Below are 16,550 nucleotides of genomic sequence, written 5' to 3' on the forward strand. Positions count from 1 at the left end.
TCCCACCTATGCAACGTTTTCTTAGCATCGCCCTGGCGCTCTGCGTCGGTCTGACGCTGAGCCTCGATGCCAACGCCAAGCGTTTCGGCGGCGGCAAGAGCTCGGGTTCTGCGCCTATTCACCAAACGCGTCAGGCTACGCCTGCCGCACCTGCTCCAGGCGCTGCAGCTACGGCGCCTGGTCGCGCCCCTGCCGCAGCCAGCGGCGCTTCGCGCTGGCTGGGCCCGCTGGCCGGCATCGCCGCCGGTGGCCTGCTGGCCTCCATGTTCATGGGCGATGGCTTCCAGGGCATGCAGATGTTCGACATCCTGATCATGGGCCTGATCGCCTTCCTGGTGTTCCGCTTCATTGCCGCACGCCGTCGCAAGCAGCAGGCCGAAATGGCCCCTGCTGGTCACGCGCCGTACCAGCGTGAAGTGCACGCTCAGCCCACCCAGCAGCCGTCGTTCGGTGGTGGTGCAGCCGCCGCAGCGCCGGTGATCAACGCCCCAGCCTGGTTCAACGAAGCCAGCTTCCTGGCCGCCGCCCGCTCGCACTTCCAGACGTTGCAGCAACACTGGGATGGCAACGAGATGGACAAGATTGCCGAGTTCGTCACCCCGCAACTGCTGGAATCGCTCAAGCGTGACCGTGCAGCCGAAGGTGAAGGTTTCCAGTCCACCTACATCGATGACCTCGATGTGCAGCTTGACGGCGTCGATGATCGCGCCGATGTCACCATCGCGACCCTGACCTTCCGTGGCGTGGCGAAAACCTCGCGCTTCGAACAGGGCGAGGCGTTCAGCGAAAGCTGGCACATGCAGCGCGCACAGGGCGAAAACCAGCCTTGGCTGCTCGCCGGTATCCGCCAGAACGGTTGATCCAGAGCGCTTCAAACAAAAACCCCCGGGCTGGCCCCGGGGGTTTTGCTTTTAGCCGAGCCGGCTACTAGGGTATAACGCGCAGCATTGCCAACAAGGTCAGAGGATGTGAACCGTGGAAGAAGTGATCGAACAGCTCCGTGAAGCCAACGAGCCCGTGCCCGTGCCCCTGGAGCTTCCTGACGATGACCAGCTGGTCGAAATCGAAGAACAACTGTTCATCAACATTCCCTTCGTTTTCAAAGAATTTTTGCTGACCGTCAGCGACGTGGTCTACGGCAGCCTCGAACCGGTCACCGCGACCGACCCGCAATCCCATACCTACCTGCCGGAAGTCGCCGCCACGGCCTGGGACCTGGGTGTACCGCGCGAGTTGATCCCGCTGTGCCAGGACGGCGAGGACTACTACTGCGTGGAAGAAGACGGCACCGTGGTGCTGTGGAGCGGCGAAGACGAGCTGGTCGGTGAAGAGAGCTGGGAATCGATCTGGCACTGGGCCCGCGACGTCTGGCTGGAAAGCTGACACCTGCTCCCGCCAGAACCTGCTGAACACAAGCGGCCCCGCCCGGCAGCAACGCCGGGCGGGGCCGTTTTACGTGTCAGTGGTGAGGCTGGTCGCGGTTGTTCTCCAGCGTCTCCAGCAAGGCGATCTGCATGCGCGTGTGCACGCGGATGAACCAGCGCCAGAGCACCGCCACCACCACGGCCGCCACCACACCGATGATCAGCAGCAGCTCATTGGTCGGCAGGATGCTGGCCGACAGCGCCGAGAGCAGCAGGAAAATCACCAGCAGCGACAGCAACGGAATCACCTCGGCTATCACCCGGCGCACACGCTGTGTATGCCGGCCCGCCATCTCTGGCGACACGCCCATCTCCGCGAGCAGCATCGACAGCGCCTTGAGCTTGCGGTATGCGGCGATCAGGAACGGCAGCGACAGAAGCAACGCCGCGCCCCAGATCATCGCCTTCTGTTGCCCGACATCGCCCACCCACTGGCTCAACCACGCCCCGAGCCGACTGGCGAAGTAACCGCCGCTGAAGAAGATGGCAATCACCAGCGCCAGGTTGACCCCGACCTGCAACAGGATGCGCCGGATCATCGCCGCCAGCATCGCGCCCTCGCCCTGCGGCTGGATGCTGCGTAGCCACTCGCCATACAGCGACAGCACGCGGCTGAGCCGCTCCGGCATCACCCGGCCCAGCTTCAGCGACAGTGGGTCGGCCGCGCGGATCAGGTAGGGCGTGAGCAACGTGGTGATCGCCGAGACCGCCACAGCCACCGGATAGAGGAAGTCGCTGGTGACCTGAAGGGTCATTCCCAGCGCCGCGATGATGAACGAAAATTCGCCAATCTGTGACAGCCCCATGCCCACCCGCAGCGACGTACGCCCGTCGTTACCGGCAATGAAAGCGCCCATCCCACACGACAGCATCTTGCCCATCACGACAGCGAAGGTGATCACCACGATCGGCCAGGCGTAGTCGACCAGCACCTGTGGGTCGATCATCAGGCCGATAGCCACGAAGAAGATCGCGCTGAACAGGTCACGCACCGGCTCGATCAATTGCTCGATCTTCAGCAACTGGCGTGACTCGGCCATGATCGCACCGATCAGGAACGCCCCCAGCACCATGCTGTATTCCAGCTTGACCACCAGCAGGCAGAAGCCAAAGCACAGCCCTAGCACAGTGATCAGCAGCATCTCGTTGCTTTCGAATCTGGCCACGTAGGCCAGCAGCCGCGGCACCAGCAGAATGCCGATGACCAGCGCCACGATCATGAACAGCGACAGCTTGCCGACCGTGGAAAACACTTCGCCCGAGCTGACCGTGCCGCTCACGGCAATGCCCGACAACAGCGCGATGATGCCAATCCCAAGAATGTCTTCAACGATCAGCACGCCAAAGATCAGCTGGGCAAAACGCTCGTTCTTCATCTTCAGGTCGTTGAGCGCCTTGACGATGATGGTGGTCGAGGAAATCGCCAGAATGGCGCCGAGGAACAGCGAGTCCATGGTGTTCCAACCAAACCAGCGGCCGATCTCGAAACCGATCCAGATCATCAGGACGATTTCCAGGAACGCGGCAATGAACGCTGTGGCCCCCACCTTGAACAGCTTGCGCAAGCTGAATTCGAGCCCCAGGCAGAACATCAGGAAGATCACCCCCAGCTCGGCGAGAATCTTGATGGTGTCTTCGTCATGGATGAGGCCGAATGGCGGGGTGTGCGGGCCGATGATGAAACCCGCGACGATGTAACCGAGGACGACAGGTTGCTTGAGCCGGTGGAACAGAATCGTCACCACGCCGGCGACCAGCATGATCACTGCCAGGTCCTGGATGAAGCTGATGGCATGCATGGCGTGATGCTCCTTTTTCAATGCACGGCGCAAGGCCTCGGCGCTGCGAAGGACACTCGCGGCGCTGAGTACAAACTGTTCTAAGAATGGTAAGCCCATGTTGCATGGGCGAAGTCAGGGTAACATCGCGTCTTACTGAGGATGGCCTGCGCAATATGCCGAAACAGATCGGCTATTCAGGGGTATGGACTGGCAGGCCGTGACGCTTCGCCAACGCCCGGCGTCCGGTAACAGGAAGAAAATCATAAAGGGGAAGACTGTGCCTTCGACTTCACACCCCCGTTCAACGCAACCCCACCGTGAGCATGCTATGGAACCTGGAAACGCCCAGTTGACGATGACCGTCCTGATGACCCCGGACATGGCCAACTTTTCTGGCAATGTCCATGGCGGCACGCTGCTGAAATACCTCGATGAAGTGGCCTACGCCTGTGCCAGCCGCTATGCAGGCAGCTACGTGGTGACCTTGTCGGTGGATCAGGTGATCTTCCGCGAGCCGGTGCATGTCGGTGAGCTGGTGACCTTCCTCGCCTCGGTCAACTACACCGGCACCACCTCGATGGAGGTGGGCATCAAGGTGGTGACCGAGAACATCCGCGAGCGCTCGGTGCGCCATTCCAACAGTTGCTTCTTCACCATGGTCGCCGTCGATGACCAGCGCCGCCCGGTGCCAGTACCGCCGCGCCAGCCGCAGAGCAGCGAAGAAAAGCGCCGGTTCCTGCAGGGCCAGCAGCGTCGGCAGATTCGCCAGGAGCTGGAGAAGCGCTACCAGGACCTGAAAACCGACGGCCTCTAGGCGTCCAGCGGCGTGGCCTCGAAGCGCACCCGTGGATGGGCGATACGGTCCTGGGCGCGCACCAGTTGCAGCTCGTAGCGGGCGCAGGCCTGGGTTTCCAGCAGCACTTCATGCACGGCGGCGGCAGCGAATTCGAAGGCCTGTAGCCAAGCGTCGCCCAGCAGGACGCGGGCCAGGAACAATCCAGAAGTCAGGTCGCCCACGCCGACCGGTTGGCGTGGGAAGGCCAGCAGCGGCCGGCGCAGGTGCCAGGTCTGTTCGGCGGTGACCAGCAGCATTTCAAAGGCATCCTCGGCGCGGCCGGGGTAGGCCAGGTGCTTGACCAGTACCACCTGCGGACCGCGTGCCAGCAGGCTACGGGCCATGATGACGCAATCGTCCAGCGACTGCGCGCGGCGCCCGCAGAAGGTGTCGAGTTCAAGCTGGTTAGGGCACAGGATGTCGGCCTTGGCCAGAGCGTGGTTGACCAGAAAGTCGCTGACCGCGGCCGGCACGCTGCAACCCTTTTCCGCATGGCCCATGACCGGGTCGCACAGGTACAGCGCCCTGGGGTTACTCGCCTTGATCCGTTCGACGCCGGCCAGGATCGCCCACCCCTGCTCGGCACTGCCCAGGTAGCCAGAGAGCACTGCGTCGCATTCGCCAAGCTCACCGATAGCGCTTATCCCTTCCACCAACGCAGGAATTTGCGCCGGGGCGAGCACTTCGCCAGCCCACTGGCCATACTGAGTGTGGTTGGAAAACTGCACCGTGTTGAGGGGCCAGACATTCACCCCAAGGCGCTGCATGGGAAACACCGCCGCACTGTTACCGGCGTGGCCGAAGACGACATGAGACTGGATGGCGAGCAGATGCGGCGTACGTTTCATGCAGGGTTTTCCAAAACGGTCGTAGGATTTGCGCCGCGCAGTATGAACCCGAAAGCCACCTGTACGACAGGCCAGCGTCGCAGTTAAGCTGCGCCGTCCTGTCTGGAGCCCGAGCACATGTTGACCCTGGAAAACCTTTTCGTTCTGATGGTGCTGGCCAGCATTGGCGCGTGGATATGGCACAACCATGGGCTGCGGGAAAAAGCGCTGGAACGGGTCAAGCAGCATTGCGCCAAGCTCGATCTGGAATTGCTCGACGATGCCGTGGCGCTCAAGCGCGTCGGTTTCGTTCGCGATGCCAAGGGCAAGAAGCGCCTGGCGCGCATCTACAACTTCGAATTCACCGTGACCGGCGAGCAGCGCCACCCTGGCGTGGTCACTCAGTTTGGCGCCCACACGATGCTCATCGAGCTGGCGCCCTACCCGTTCGAGATCAACACCCCGCCCAAAGCCACCAACGTGGTTGAAATGCAGCAGTGGCGCCAGCAGCACGATCGCTGGCACCCCTGATCAATCAGGTGACCGGCAGGCCGCCAGTGCCTGCCCGAGCGCTTCGACGTTCTGCGCCTGATCGAAGATCAGCTCGATACGCGTATCGGTGCGCCATTCGCTGCTGCTCCAGCGCACCGGCTCGGGCGCAAGCGCATTGACCGACCGCCATCCGTCCAGGCGATGGATAACGCCCTTGGCCCGCTTCCAGGGCCAGCCTGCAAGCCAGTCGATCAGCAGGTCGCTGGCAAATTGCTGGCTGGGGTGCCAGCGCCAACCGATGCTCCAGCCGCCTTCACCTTCAGCGACCTGACAGATTGGCTGACGGATGTCCGGCCACAGCGTACCCACGCTCGAATAGATATCCACAGGCGGAGCCACCTGTACTGCGCGAACAAGATCGCTCGATTGGCTGATCGGCAGGCTGTGGAAAAACAGCTCGCCGTAATTTGTCCACAGGCGCTCTATTTCAGGTAGATCAGCGCTTATCAACAGCCTTCTCTCGCTATCCACAGCGGAGGCCTTGTTGATAACTAACAACCCCGCCTCCCCCAGCCCCTGCGCATGGGCCTCAGGCAGGGCTTGGCCACACGCCAGACTTTGCGCATCCAGCACCATGACCATCGGCTGCACCTCGAGCACGTCTCGCCAAGGCGTCTGGCGCAGCTGTTTCAGCAACTGCAACGGATGCCCCAGCCCGGACGGCTCGATAAACACACGGTGCGGCTTGATACGGCGCAGCAGGCGCCCAAGGCCCACCTGAAAAGGCACGCCGTTCACACAGCACAGGCAGCCGCCGGCCACCTCGGCGATCTCCAGACCCGCTTCCTGCCGGGTCAACAGCGCGGCATCCAGGCCGACTTGGCCAAACTCGTTGATCAGCACTGCCCAGCGCTCGTCGGCAGGGCGCTGCCCGAGCAGGGAACGCAGCACGCTGGTCTTACCAGCGCCCAAGGGGCCGGCGATGACGTGGGTAGGAATATGTTGCAGCATGGTCGGCGCCGTGGATAAGGTTATCCCCAACTATGGGGCCTTATGCCAACCAGTCAAGGCTCAGCAGCAATCGGCGCCTGCCCACAGGCACGTCCGGCGACCTGTGGATAATTCCATGCCCTTCATTTCCCTGGAATTTTTCCCCCTTTAGCAGGCAGACATCGCCTGTACACAGCCGTTTAATCTTATCCACAGGCGGTATTTCTGCGTGAAGCCGTGTGCGATTCACGCTGCCTTCCTCCACCCATTCGCTGCCTGCGCCGGTGTAGGTGGTCAGCATGCGTAGCGGCACATGGTCCACATGGAACCGCGGACACATCGCCGCTTCCAGCACCCGCAGGCGCACGCCGATACGTCGCGCCCCGAGCAAACAGGTATAAGCCGCGATCAGCCAAGTGACATCCGCGACGAAGGCCTCATAGCCGTACACATCTTCCGCCCCCCTCAGCAGCCCTGCCAGTACCGGTGCTTCATGCTCGTCGACGTCAATCACTCGCTCGTCGGCCAGCAGCGGATGCAAGCCCACCACCAAACTGGCGAAGTCTTGTAGCTGAGGCGGCAACTGGCGCTGCCAGACCGCCAGGTTGACCTCATCACGCAGAATGTCCGCCAGCACCTGGGGCGACGAATCGAACACCTGCACGCTGTCGAAGCCACGCGACGCCGGCATCATGCCGCGGCCTCCTCGACCCACGGCCCGAACGGGTCCTCCAGCCGCTGCCAAGCAGCAGGGCCTTCGGCCATTTCAGCCTCGGTCAGCAAGCACGCTTGAAGGTCGCTGGATAACCGTGCGAAATCGATGCCCTGGCCGATGAACACCAGCTCCTGACGGCAATCGCCAGTGTCGGCTGTCCAATGCTTGAAGATTTCAGCCGCGCTGTCGGCATCCTGCGGCCATTGCGCGCCGGGAACGAAGCGCCACCAGCGACCGGCCAAGCCATGGCGCATCATGCCGCCGGCCTGTGACCAGCTACCGGCGTCCTGATGCTTGCTCGCCAGCCAGAAAAAGCCTTTGGAACGCAGCAGGCGACCGTTCTGCCAAGGCCGCTGGATGAAGTCATGAAAACGCTGTGGATGAAACGGCCGACGCGCCTGCCACGTGGTCGCGGCAATGCCATACGCCTCGGTTTCCGGAACGTGCTCACCGCGCAGTTCTTGCAACCAGCCTGGCGCTTGCGACGCCTGCTCGAAGTCGAACAGGCCGGTGTCGAGGATGCGGCTCAATGCAACCTGGCCCATGACCATCGGCACGACCTGCGCGCGCGGATTGAGCCGCGCCAGAATCGCCGCCAGTTCTTCGCGTTCGTGCTGGCTGACCAGATCGATCTTGCTCAGCAGGAGTACGTCGGCGAACTCCACTTGTTCGATCAGCAGGTCACTGATCGAGCGCTCGTCCTCTTCCCCCAAGGTTTCGCCGCGGCTGGCCAAGGCCTCGGCGGCTTGGTAGTCGGTCATGAAATTCAGCGCATCGACCACAGTGACCATGGTATCGAGGCGCGCCAGATCCGACAGGCTGCGGCCCTGTTCGTCACGGAAGGTGAACGTCTCTGCCACAGGCAATGGCTCGGAGATGCCGGTGGACTCGATCAACAGGTAGTCGAAACGCCCCTCTTGCGCCAAACGCGCGACTTCTTCGAGCAGGTCTTCGCGCAAGGTGCAGCAGATGCAGCCATTGCTCATCTCCACGAGTTTTTCTTCGGCGCGGTTGAGGCTGACGTTGCGCTGCACGTCGCTGGCATCAATGTTGATTTCACTCATGTCATTGACGATGACCGCCACGCGCAGGTTGTCGCGGTTGCGCAGCACGTGGGTGAGCAGCGTGCTTTTGCCAGCGCCAAGAAAGCCTGACAGCACAGTGACGGGAAGACGGGTGGACATGATCTTGGGCCTCATCGACAGGCGCATTCGAGCGATGCGTTGTAATACGTTATATTATAACAATACAATGATGCAAAGCCGTTTCCGTCTGATTCATCCCTGGTGCTGCAATGACCCTCCAACGCTTACCTGCCGTTCTGTTGTTGCTTGTGCTGTGCCCAATGGCCTACGGCCTGCCTCGGGTGGACCTACCGCTCTGCACACGTTCGGCCACCCTGGTGGCGTGCAAAGATGCACGCGGTAATTACTACAGCGTGCGCACTGCCGACAACTCGCTCTATTTGAGGGGCTATGAAGCGGCAGGCAGGCGTTTATGGGCGCAGACCAACACGCGCTACGGCCCGATCACCTTTTTCACGGGCTTGGCCTCAAACGGCGAAGCCTGGGTGGGTTATAGCCGGCGCGTGGGGTGGACATCCATCAGCCGGGTGTCCAGTTCCAGTGGGCAACGCTTCAATCTGCATTGCGGCTTGATCGGCGGCTGCCACTGATTTTCTTTTTCCTCTCTGGAGCCCCGTACCATGAACAGCTTCATCCTGCCGGACATCGCCGCCCAAACCGCACCACAGTCCACCGCGCTGGAGTGGGTCGGCATGTGTGGCATTGCCCTGCCGCTTCAGCTGAACGGGCAACGCCTCAGTGCCGTCGCCGATGCCGGTGTCAGCCTGGATGATCCACAAGCGCGCGGCATCCACATGTCTCGGCTCTATGTGGCACTTGAACGTCTTGAGAGCACTGAGCTGACGCCAGCCAATCTGCGAACGTTGTTGCAGGTATTTCTGGACAGTCATGCCGGGCTATCGAAAGCGGCGTATGTGAGCGTGCGCTTTCAACATCTGTTGAAACGCCCAGCCCTGATCAGCCCGCTTGCGGGGTGGAAGCAGTACCCCATCGAGATCCATGCACGCAGGGTCAACGGAATGTTCCACGTGGAACTATTTGTGCAAATCGCCTATTCCTCGACCTGCCCCTGCTCGGCTGCGCTGGCCAGGCAGCTGATCCAGGAGCGGTTCATTGCCCGTTTCGGCACGACCGCACACCTGGACCACAGCCAGATCGTGGAGTGGCTGGGCACCAGTGAAGGCATCGTTGCCACGCCTCATAGCCAACGAAGTTTTGCACGGATAAAAGTCAGACTCGCCCAGGAGACCGCAGTGTTTCCGCTACCCGGGCTGATCGACAGGCTGGAAGCGGCGCTGGGTACGGCCGTGCAGACCGCTGTGAAACGTGCAGACGAACAGGCATTCGCTTTGGCCAACGGCCAGAATCCGATGTTCTGTGAGGACGCAGCGCGGCGGCTGCACAGCGCGCTGTCAGGCGCAGAAGGATTGCAGGCATTTCACCTGCGCGTGGAACATGCAGAAAGCCTGCATGCCCACGATGCGGTGGCTGAAAGCCAATGGCGGTGGTGACTCAGGTGCGTGGGCGAACGTTACCGCAGTCATTGCTCACCCAGGTCGCGCGGGTGTTCATGCTGCCCTGCTGCTGAACGCCCGAAGCGTTGAATGTACCGCTCACGTTGGTCACGAACTCACGGTCGCTAAGGAACGTGGCTTGGCCCGTCCCCTGCGCGCGCGGGCAACTGAACTGGAATTTCCACACCTTGCCCTGGCGGTCGGTGATCTTCTGAGTACAGCCAGACTGTGGGTCTTGCAGCGGAATGTCGTTGGTATTGACCTGCTCTTGGGTCAAGCAGGAACGTACCCCTTTGCCGGCAACGGTGATGCCTTGCTTGGCCAGCACCCCTTCCATCATCGCCCGCTGCTCAGGCGGCAGGTTCTTCAGTTGGCCAAGCATGAAGTCCATGTCAGGCAGCGGCTTGCCGTCGACCTGCATGTTGCTGGTGGTCAGCTCCCACAAGCCTGGCTGCAGCATCTGGGCCTGCAGCGCAGGAGAGGACAGGCCCAAGGCCAGGGCAAGCAGTGGCAGACGCATGTTCATCGATGAGTGCTCCTTAAAGGTCCCGGCCCCAAGCCGGACCCAGCTTAGACGTCGTTTTGGCGCCCAGGTTGCACGCCGCGACGGGTTCGTGGTCTGTTAACGCTCTGCCCACGGATTGCAGGCATTACATGGATTACCACAGCCCGTACTTCTTCGGTTACTTGCTTGGCACGGTTCACGTGTTGGGTAGCGTTGCCGCCTTGCATGCCCTGTTCACCGTACGCACTGCACAGGGCTCGATCGCCTGGGCCATGTCGCTGTTGTTCGTGCCCTACCTCACGCTCATCCCCTATCTGATCTTTGGCGCACGCTCGTTTTCGGCCTACATCAAGGCGCGGCGCCAAGCCAATCAGGAGCTGCATGTGGCCATGGCCGACCTGAACTGGCGGCCTTGGGTGGAGGAGGCACTGGCAGCCCGTGAATCGCAGAGTTATCGGGCCTTGCGGGCGATGCCCAAACTGAGCCGCATGCCGTGCCTGGCTAACAATCAAGTGGCGCTGCTGGTCAACGGCAAGGCGACCTTCGAGGCGATATTCCAGGCCATCGACAACGCCCGCGACACTGTACTGATCCAGTTCTTCATCATCCACGATGACACCCTCGGCCTGGAGCTGCAGCAGCTCCTGTTGAAGAAAGCCGCCGAGGGCGTGCGCATCTTCGTGCTTTACGACCAGGTCGGCAGCCATGCCCTGCCCGGCCGCTATGACAAGGTTTTGCGCGACGGCGGCGTGGAAATCGAATCCTTCGCGACCCGCCGCGGCCTGTTCAATCGCTTCCAGGTCAACTTCCGCAACCACCGCAAGATCGTCGTGGTCGATGGTCAGGTGGGCTTTGTCGGAGGGCACAACGTCGGCGACGAATACCTGGGCGGCAACCCGCGCCTTTCACCCTGGCGCGACACGCACATACAGATCAACGGGCCAGTGCTGGCGTGCTTGCAGGAATCCTTCGCCGAAGACTGGTACTGGGCCACACGACGCTTGCCGCCCTTGATCCTGCAAGACAGCTACCCCGACGACGGTGTGCTGTGCCAGGTGCTGGCCAGCGGCCCGGCCGACCCGCAGGAAACCTGCGCGCTGTTCTTCCTCGAAGCCATCCACTCCGCCACGCGCCGGGTGTGGATCACCAGCCCCTACTTCATTCCTGATGAGGCGGTCTCGGCAGCGCTGCGCCTGGCCGTGCTGCGCGGGGTGGACGTGCGCATCCTGATCCCCGCCCGTCCCGACCATCGCATCGTTTATGCCGCCACCACCTTGTTCGCATTCGAAGCGGTGCGGGCCGGTGTGCGGGTGTTCCGCTACCAGCCCGGTTTCCTGCATCAAAAAGTGGTGCTGGTGGACGATGAGGTCAGTGCCATCGGCAGCGCCAACCTCGACAACCGCTCGTTCCGCCTGAACTTCGAGATCATGCTGCTGACCATCGACCGCGCCTTCGCCGATGAGGTAGAGCACATGCTGCTCGAAGACTTCGAGCACGCCCGCGAAATCAGCCCGCAAGAACGCCGCGATACGCACCGCCTACACCAACTGGGCATGCGCATCGCGCGGTTGATTTCCCCGATTCTGTAAGCCGTCAGCGGTACAGGTCATCACGGGTCCAAGGCAGCGCGTGGTGGCCGTCAGCGTAGGGTTTCACGGCCAGCACCTGGTGCAGGTTGATCCAGCCACGGGTGAACGCGTAGGCACAGCCGGCCAGGTACAAGCGCCAGATGCGCAAGGTGTGCTCGGGTACCAGCGCGGCCGCCCGGTGCAACTGGTTCTCCAGGTTCTGGCTCCACAGGCTGAGCGTGCGCGCATAGTGCAAGCGCAGGCTTTCCACATCGACCACTTCCAGCCCCGCCTCACCACAGGCCGCGCTGATCATCGACAGGTGTGGCAGCTCGCCGTTGGGGAACACGTAACGGTCGATGAACGCCCCGGCGCCTTTGCCCACGGGCCGGCCGTCGACACTCCTGGCCGTAATGCCGTGGTTCATCACCAGGCCACCCTCACGCACCGCGCCGAACAATGTCTTGCAGTACAGCGGCAGGTTGGCGTGGCCCACATGCTCGAACATGCCGACGCTGACCACTTTGTCGAAGCGGCCATCGCTCGGCAGGTCGCGGTAGTCGAGCAGCTGCAGCTCGACCTTGTCCGCCAGCCCCTCCTCCACGACCCGCTGCCGCGCGAGCGCCAGTTGCGCCTTGCTCAAGGTGATGCCGAACACCTGAGCGCCATACTCACGCGCCGCGAACCGCGCCAGCCCTCCCCAGCCGCAACCCACGTCCAGCAGAGCGTCGCCCGCTTGCAGGCGCAGCTTGCGGCACAGGTGGTCGAACTTGTTCTGCTGGGCCGCATCGAGGGTGTCGTCCGGCTCGCGAAAGTAGGCACACGAGTAGGCCATGTCGCGGTCCAGCCACAGCTGATAGAAGGCGTTGGAAACATCGTAGTGATAGGCGATCGACTGCGCGTCTGTCTGCTTGTCGTGGGCGGCGCGCACGGGCAGCGATTCGTCGAGGGGATCGATGAGCGCTTCACTGAGTTCATCGCACATCCGCACCGCTTCGCCGATGTCGCCCTCCAGTTCGAGCTTGCCATCGACGAACGCCGAACCCAGCGAGTCGAGGCTGGGGTGGGCCAGTTCGCCGATCAGCCGCGGTTCCTTGATCAGGAGGGTCACCTGCGGGTCGGGGCCCAGATCGAACTGGTTGCCATCCCATAGTTTCAGCCGCAGTGGCAGATGCAGGTTTTGTAACGCCGGTGGAAGTTGCCCAAACATGAATCTCCCCTCCCATGAATGAACGAGGGCGTGGCCGTCAGAAGCCGCGCTTCGAGATTCAGGGTAGTTGATCGGCCTGGATTTTCCGCTTGCACCAAAACCACGAGCTCAGACTGCGCACCCGCGCGCTTGCTGGCAGGGACCGTTCGTGACTAAGGTCTGCCGGCCAGCAGCGCTTCAGGCAACGCCACGTGTGCCGATCACCGCGCGCAGCGCGCTGTCATCGACAGGCGCTGACCGCCTTGGGTCTGCTCACACCCCCACCGCCACCGGCGCAAAGCGCTGCGCCAGGAACGGCGTTATCTCGACCGGCGATTCCTCGTTGTGGATAACCTTGTCCAGCATCACCCCAGTGATCGCCGACGTCAGAATCCCCGTACGGAAATGGCCACAGGCATTGAAATACCCCGGCATTTCATCCACAGGCCCAAGAATCGGCAGCTCGTCCGGGGATCCCGGCCGCAGCCCGGCCCAGGTGCGCTTGAGGTTCACGTGCGCCAGCGCCGGTACGCAGCGGGTCGCGCCTTGCACCAGGCTGGTGATCTCGGGAAGCGTGGTGCTGACGTCGAAGCCTTTCTCTTCGGTGGTGCTGCCAATGAGGATCTCGCCGTTGTCCTTCTGCGCCATGTAGCAATCGCTGGTGGTGATGCAACCGTCGAGCAGCTTGGGCAGGCGCTCGGTCAGCACGATCTGCCCTTTCACGGGCTTGACCGGGATCGACAGGCCCGTAGCCCACTCGCTGAGTTCGGCAGCCCAGGCACCGGCAGCGTTGACCAGGGTGTCGCAATGGAAGTCACCGGCCTGTTCGGTGCGCACGCCCTTGATCCGCCCGCCGTGGTGCAGCACATCGGTGACCCGCGTGTTGAGGTACAGGTCGACACCGTTCTGCCGCGCCGCCTCCATGTACGAATCACCCAGGCGGAACGGGCTGAGCTGGTGGTCGCAGAGAAACTCCAGCGCGCCGTTGGCCTCGGCCGACACCGCCGGCTCAGTGGCGCGCAGGGCCTTGCGGTCGAGCCAGCGGATCTGCTCCTGCAGGTGCGGGATATGCTTGACGATGTGCTCGGCGTAGAGCTGGTCTTCGTCGTCCTGGATCACGTACTTGAGCCCGGTGCGTTCGAACTTGAAGTCCATGCCGTGGCGCTCGATCAGCTCCTGGTGCAACTGCGGGTACATCGCGTTCGACTGCAACGCCAGGTCGAAGAAGCACGGCGGCAGGATGTGCGGCGTGCTCGAATCCACCGCCACCGCGGCACCATGGGCCTGGCGCTTGGCCTGGGACGACAGCATGCGGAAGAAGATCACCCCACAGCCCAGGCCCACCGATTCGCCAATGGCCCACAAGCCGCCGGCCGAGGCGCGGGTGGCGTTGCCCGGGCGCTTGTCGTCGATCAGGGCGATGCGCAGGTTGCCGCGCTTGGACAGCTGGTACGCACACGAGGCGCCGATCACACCGGCGCCGGCAATCACGATGTCGTAAGTCTTGGTCATGCTCAGGCCTCCGTGCCCAGGTTCTGGAATGCTGAAAACGGTACGGGGTCAACCGGGAAACGCGGCCGCAGCCAACCCACATCCGCGCGCCCGGTGGACGCCCGCAGGCGGTCGCTGCAATAGCCCACGCACATGCGCCCCTGGCAATCGCCCATGCTCACCCGGGTGCGCATCTTCAGGCCGGCCATGTCCTGCACGCCCTGGGCCAGGGCCAGGTCGATGGCATCGCGGGTCACCTGCTCGCAGCGGCAGATCACCGTGTCTGGCTGCGGCAACTCGATCTGCGCCGGGCCACGCGCGGTGTAGCGCTCCACCCCGGAGCGGAAGCGTTTGATGGCAGCCAGCTGCCCCAGGTAACGCTCGCGCCGCTCGATGGCCTGCTCGGCGTTCAGCACCTTGAGCTGCTGCAGCATCGACACCGCCGCAATCCGCCCCGTGAGCATCGCCGCCTCGCCACCACGGATGCCCGCCATGTCGCCGGCCAGGTGGATGTGCGACACGCTGCTCTGCTGCCACACGTTGCACTCGGCGCGCAGATAGCCATCGTCGCTGAAGCCATGGGCCAGGCCCAGTTGCTGGCTGAGCTGGGTACGCGGGATGAAGCCATAGCCCACCGCCAGGGTCTGTACCGACTCGCGCCGCATGCGGGTCAGGTCGGCTTTCCAGTCCTGGTCATAGGGCGCCACGCTGACTTCATCCAGCTCGCCCTCCCCTCGCGCTTGCACCACACCCCAGCCGTAGTGCATGGGAATGCCATTGAGCTTGAGGTAGCCAAGCATGCTCAGGCCATCGAGAAACAGCTGCGGCTTGTTCATCAGCGCCAGGCTTTCGCGGGCTATACGGCCAAACGCACAGGCCTCGTACACCCCCGCCACCTTGGCCCCAGCCGCATGCAGCTGGCAGGCCACCAACGGCAGCAACGGCCCGGTGCCAGCGATCAAGGTTGCGCCGAGCGGCTTGACCACGTTGCTCTTGATCTGCAACTGCAGCCCGCCCAGCAGCATCACCCCCGGCAGCGTCCAGCCCGGGAATGGCACGTTGCGCTCATGGCAACCCGCCGCCAGCAACAGCTGCTCGAAACCCACCGGCTGCAACTGCTCGTGCTCATCGAGCACTGCCAGCGACCGCTCGTCACCGCCCACCACGCGGCTGTTCAAGCGTACGTCGACCCAATCGGCACACGCCGCAAACTCTGCGTGCAGCGTGCTCAGAGCTTTGCTGTAGCGCGCGCCCAGATAGCCCAGGTCGACCCCCGCCCGCAGCGGCCCGCGAAACACCACACCGCCCGGGCGCGACGCCTCATCGATCAGCACACTGGCCACGCCCTCCCCGGCCAACTCGATGGCCGCCGCCATTCCCGCCGACCCGCCGCCAACGATCACCGGACGCACGCTCATACGCCCACCTCGCTGCTGATCGCGTTCACCTGGGTTTCGATGCGCATCCCCGCGCGCACCACCGTCTGGCAAGCGCGGCGCTTGGGCCGACCGTCGATGGCGACCAGGCAGCAATGGCACACGCCCATGCCACAGAACGCGCCACTGAGCTGGCCGTGGTCGTTGCGCGCCAGTTGGCGTAGGCCCACGGCGTTGAGCACGCTGAGCACGGTTTCGCCCGGGGCGGCGGTGACGGCGGTGCCGTTGATGTGCAACGAGAGCTGATCAGCCGCCAGGGGCTGGATGTCGAGGGTGCGTTCCATGAGGGTCTGCCTTGTCGTCCATGTCAAAGAGGTCGGACAGGGTAGGCGAGGTGTCTGTACGGAAAATTGACTTGTGACGGGTAGAGGGTGGATAGCGAGGGGGAGGACGATGAAAGGTGGTGTGGCGTGGCTTAGCTGGCCAGGGCGTTGTCCCTCAGGTAGCGATACTGGTCGTAATCGCTGACCAAGCCGTCAGCGAGGAGGCGTTGGCCGTCGAATGCATTGTGCGCGTACAGGCGAAAGACTTATAGTTCGCGCGTCGCTCATATAGCGATTCGGGTTTGGCGACCTGACGGTGGAGAAATGCGCAAGCTTGCAGCGTTCTGCAGCAGCTCGCGCGCGCAAAGTCGTTTCATGACGGCTGTGCGTGGGAGACCTTCGGGTCTGCCGGTTTTCTCTACTGCCGGTTCGCCA

17 protein-coding genes are annotated in these 16,550 nt (G+C 62.9%); 7 read left to right on the forward strand and 10 right to left on the reverse strand.

Annotated features, from left to right (window positions below; translation table 11 throughout):
- The first annotated feature begins 8 nt into the window (after window positions 1-8).
- Both SJI00_RS10080 and SJI00_RS10085 read left to right on the forward strand, forming a co-directional pair.
- The gene (locus tag SJI00_RS10080; RefSeq protein WP_322461578.1) at window positions 9-860 is read left to right on the forward strand and encodes a Tim44 domain-containing protein; all 852 of its coding nucleotides are present in this window, start codon (window positions 9-11) and stop codon (window positions 858-860) included.
- A 115-nt stretch (window positions 861-975) separates the two neighbouring features.
- A complete protein-coding gene (locus tag SJI00_RS10085; protein ID WP_322461579.1) occupies window positions 976-1,383 on the forward strand; it encodes an SMI1/KNR4 family protein in 408 nt (135 codons plus the stop codon).
- Between the two features lie 76 nt (window positions 1,384-1,459).
- Here SJI00_RS10085 and SJI00_RS10090 read toward each other — a convergent pair whose 3' ends face one another.
- Window positions 1,460-3,223 carry a cation:proton antiporter gene (locus SJI00_RS10090; protein WP_322461580.1) on the reverse strand — a complete coding sequence of 588 codons (1,764 nt, stop codon included), beginning with the start codon at window positions 3,221-3,223 and terminating at the stop codon, window positions 1,460-1,462.
- A gap of 310 nt (window positions 3,224-3,533) precedes the next feature.
- Between SJI00_RS10090 and SJI00_RS10095 the strand changes: the two genes are divergently transcribed.
- Window positions 3,534-4,019: an acyl-CoA thioesterase gene (locus SJI00_RS10095; RefSeq protein ID WP_322461581.1), complete on the forward strand. Its 486-nt coding sequence runs from the start codon at window positions 3,534-3,536 to the stop codon at window positions 4,017-4,019.
- Here SJI00_RS10095 and pdxY read toward each other — a convergent pair.
- Window positions 4,016-4,888 (reverse strand): pyridoxal kinase PdxY, encoded by an 873-nt coding sequence (pdxY, locus tag SJI00_RS10100; protein ID WP_322461582.1) that lies wholly within the window; start codon window positions 4,886-4,888, stop codon window positions 4,016-4,018. The genes SJI00_RS10095 and pdxY overlap by 4 nt on opposite strands.
- 117 nt (window positions 4,889-5,005) lie before the next feature.
- Between pdxY and SJI00_RS10105 the strand changes: the two genes are divergently transcribed.
- A complete protein-coding gene (locus tag SJI00_RS10105; protein WP_322461583.1) occupies window positions 5,006-5,398 on the forward strand; it encodes a DUF3301 domain-containing protein in 393 nt (130 codons plus the stop codon).
- Here the strand turns inward: SJI00_RS10105 and SJI00_RS10110 are convergent, their stop codons facing one another.
- From SJI00_RS10110 to zigA, 3 genes are read right to left on the reverse strand one after another with little or no spacing between them, the layout of a single operon-like run.
- Window positions 5,399-6,370, reverse strand: coding sequence for a CobW family GTP-binding protein (locus SJI00_RS10110; protein ID WP_322461584.1), 972 nt, complete (start codon window positions 6,368-6,370; stop codon window positions 5,399-5,401).
- A 40-nt stretch (window positions 6,371-6,410) separates the two neighbouring features.
- Window positions 6,411-7,043, reverse strand: coding sequence for a DUF1826 domain-containing protein (locus SJI00_RS10115; protein WP_322461585.1), 633 nt, complete (start codon window positions 7,041-7,043; stop codon window positions 6,411-6,413).
- Window positions 7,040-8,248, reverse strand: coding sequence for a zinc metallochaperone GTPase ZigA (gene zigA / locus SJI00_RS10120; protein ID WP_322461586.1), 1,209 nt, complete (start codon window positions 8,246-8,248; stop codon window positions 7,040-7,042). Before zigA ends, SJI00_RS10115 begins: the two co-directional genes overlap by 4 nt.
- Before the next feature lie 110 nt (window positions 8,249-8,358).
- Between zigA and SJI00_RS10125 the strand changes: the two genes are divergently transcribed.
- Window positions 8,359-8,739 (forward strand): glutamine synthetase, encoded by a 381-nt coding sequence (locus SJI00_RS10125; RefSeq protein ID WP_322461587.1) that lies wholly within the window; start codon window positions 8,359-8,361, stop codon window positions 8,737-8,739.
- Window positions 8,740-8,769: 30 nt separating this feature from the next.
- Window positions 8,770-9,660: a GTP cyclohydrolase FolE2 gene (gene folE2 / locus SJI00_RS10130; RefSeq protein WP_322461588.1), complete on the forward strand. Its 891-nt coding sequence runs from the start codon at window positions 8,770-8,772 to the stop codon at window positions 9,658-9,660.
- Window position 9,661: 1 nt separating this feature from the next.
- On the opposite strand, the gene SJI00_RS10135 is transcribed toward folE2, so the two are convergent.
- Window positions 9,662-10,189, reverse strand: coding sequence for a DUF3617 domain-containing protein (locus tag SJI00_RS10135; RefSeq protein ID WP_322461589.1), 528 nt, complete (start codon window positions 10,187-10,189; stop codon window positions 9,662-9,664).
- Between the two features lie 128 nt (window positions 10,190-10,317).
- Here SJI00_RS10135 and cls point away from each other — a divergent pair, with 128 nt between their 5' ends.
- Entirely contained in the window at window positions 10,318-11,757 is a 1,440-nt protein-coding gene (gene cls / locus SJI00_RS10140; RefSeq protein WP_322461590.1) for a cardiolipin synthase, read from the forward strand.
- A 4-nt stretch (window positions 11,758-11,761) separates the two neighbouring features.
- Here cls and cfaB read toward each other — a convergent pair whose 3' ends face one another.
- The 4 genes from cfaB to hcnA form a co-directional block, all read right to left on the reverse strand.
- Complete coding sequence (cfaB, locus tag SJI00_RS10145) at window positions 11,762-12,946, reverse strand: C17 cyclopropane fatty acid synthase CfaB (protein WP_322461591.1); 1,185 nt, start codon at window positions 12,944-12,946, stop codon at window positions 11,762-11,764.
- 252 nt (window positions 12,947-13,198) lie between these two features.
- Window positions 13,199-14,437 carry a cyanide-forming glycine dehydrogenase subunit HcnC gene (hcnC, locus tag SJI00_RS10150; RefSeq protein ID WP_322461592.1) on the reverse strand — a complete coding sequence of 413 codons (1,239 nt, stop codon included), beginning with the start codon at window positions 14,435-14,437 and terminating at the stop codon, window positions 13,199-13,201.
- A gap of 2 nt (window positions 14,438-14,439) precedes the next feature.
- The gene (gene hcnB / locus SJI00_RS10155; protein WP_322461593.1) at window positions 14,440-15,834 is read right to left on the reverse strand and encodes a cyanide-forming glycine dehydrogenase subunit HcnB; all 1,395 of its coding nucleotides are present in this window, start codon (window positions 15,832-15,834) and stop codon (window positions 14,440-14,442) included.
- Window positions 15,831-16,136 (reverse strand): cyanide-forming glycine dehydrogenase subunit HcnA, encoded by a 306-nt coding sequence (gene hcnA / locus SJI00_RS10160; RefSeq protein WP_322461594.1) that lies wholly within the window; start codon window positions 16,134-16,136, stop codon window positions 15,831-15,833. Before hcnA ends, hcnB begins: the two co-directional genes overlap by 4 nt.
- Window positions 16,137-16,550: the final 414 nt, after the last annotated feature.

Origin of the sequence: Pseudomonas gebzensis (assembly GCF_034427815.1) — a bacterium.
Classification (GTDB): Bacteria; Pseudomonadota; Gammaproteobacteria; order Pseudomonadales; family Pseudomonadaceae; genus Aquipseudomonas.

Bases quoted from the DNA above. Each gene is read 5' to 3' on its own strand.
- SJI00_RS10080 (WP_322461578.1), top strand. From the start codon at position 9: ATGCAACGTTTTCTTAGCATCGCCCTGGCGCTCTGCGTCGGTCTGACG.
- SJI00_RS10090 (WP_322461580.1), bottom strand. From the start codon at position 3,223: ATGCATGCCATCAGCTTCATCCAGGACCTGGCAGTGATCATGCTGGTC.
- SJI00_RS10095 (WP_322461581.1), top strand. From the start codon at position 3,534: ATGGAACCTGGAAACGCCCAGTTGACGATGACCGTCCTGATGACCCCG.
- pdxY (WP_322461582.1), bottom strand. From the start codon at position 4,888: ATGAAACGTACGCCGCATCTGCTCGCCATCCAGTCTCATGTCGTCTTC.
- SJI00_RS10105 (WP_322461583.1), top strand. From the start codon at position 5,006: ATGTTGACCCTGGAAAACCTTTTCGTTCTGATGGTGCTGGCCAGCATT.
- SJI00_RS10110 (WP_322461584.1), bottom strand. From the start codon at position 6,370: ATGCTGCAACATATTCCTACCCACGTCATCGCCGGCCCCTTGGGCGCT.
- SJI00_RS10115 (WP_322461585.1), bottom strand. From the start codon at position 7,043: ATGATGCCGGCGTCGCGTGGCTTCGACAGCGTGCAGGTGTTCGATTCG.
- zigA (WP_322461586.1), bottom strand. From the start codon at position 8,248: ATGTCCACCCGTCTTCCCGTCACTGTGCTGTCAGGCTTTCTTGGCGCT.
- SJI00_RS10125 (WP_322461587.1), top strand. From the start codon at position 8,359: ATGACCCTCCAACGCTTACCTGCCGTTCTGTTGTTGCTTGTGCTGTGC.
- folE2 (WP_322461588.1), top strand. From the start codon at position 8,770: ATGAACAGCTTCATCCTGCCGGACATCGCCGCCCAAACCGCACCACAG.
- SJI00_RS10135 (WP_322461589.1), bottom strand. From the start codon at position 10,189: ATGAACATGCGTCTGCCACTGCTTGCCCTGGCCTTGGGCCTGTCCTCT.
- cls (WP_322461590.1), top strand. From the start codon at position 10,318: ATGGATTACCACAGCCCGTACTTCTTCGGTTACTTGCTTGGCACGGTT.
- cfaB (WP_322461591.1), bottom strand. From the start codon at position 12,946: ATGTTTGGGCAACTTCCACCGGCGTTACAAAACCTGCATCTGCCACTG.
- hcnC (WP_322461592.1), bottom strand. From the start codon at position 14,437: ATGACCAAGACTTACGACATCGTGATTGCCGGCGCCGGTGTGATCGGC.
- hcnB (WP_322461593.1), bottom strand. From the start codon at position 15,834: ATGAGCGTGCGTCCGGTGATCGTTGGCGGCGGGTCGGCGGGAATGGCG.
- hcnA (WP_322461594.1), bottom strand. From the start codon at position 16,136: ATGGAACGCACCCTCGACATCCAGCCCCTGGCGGCTGATCAGCTCTCG.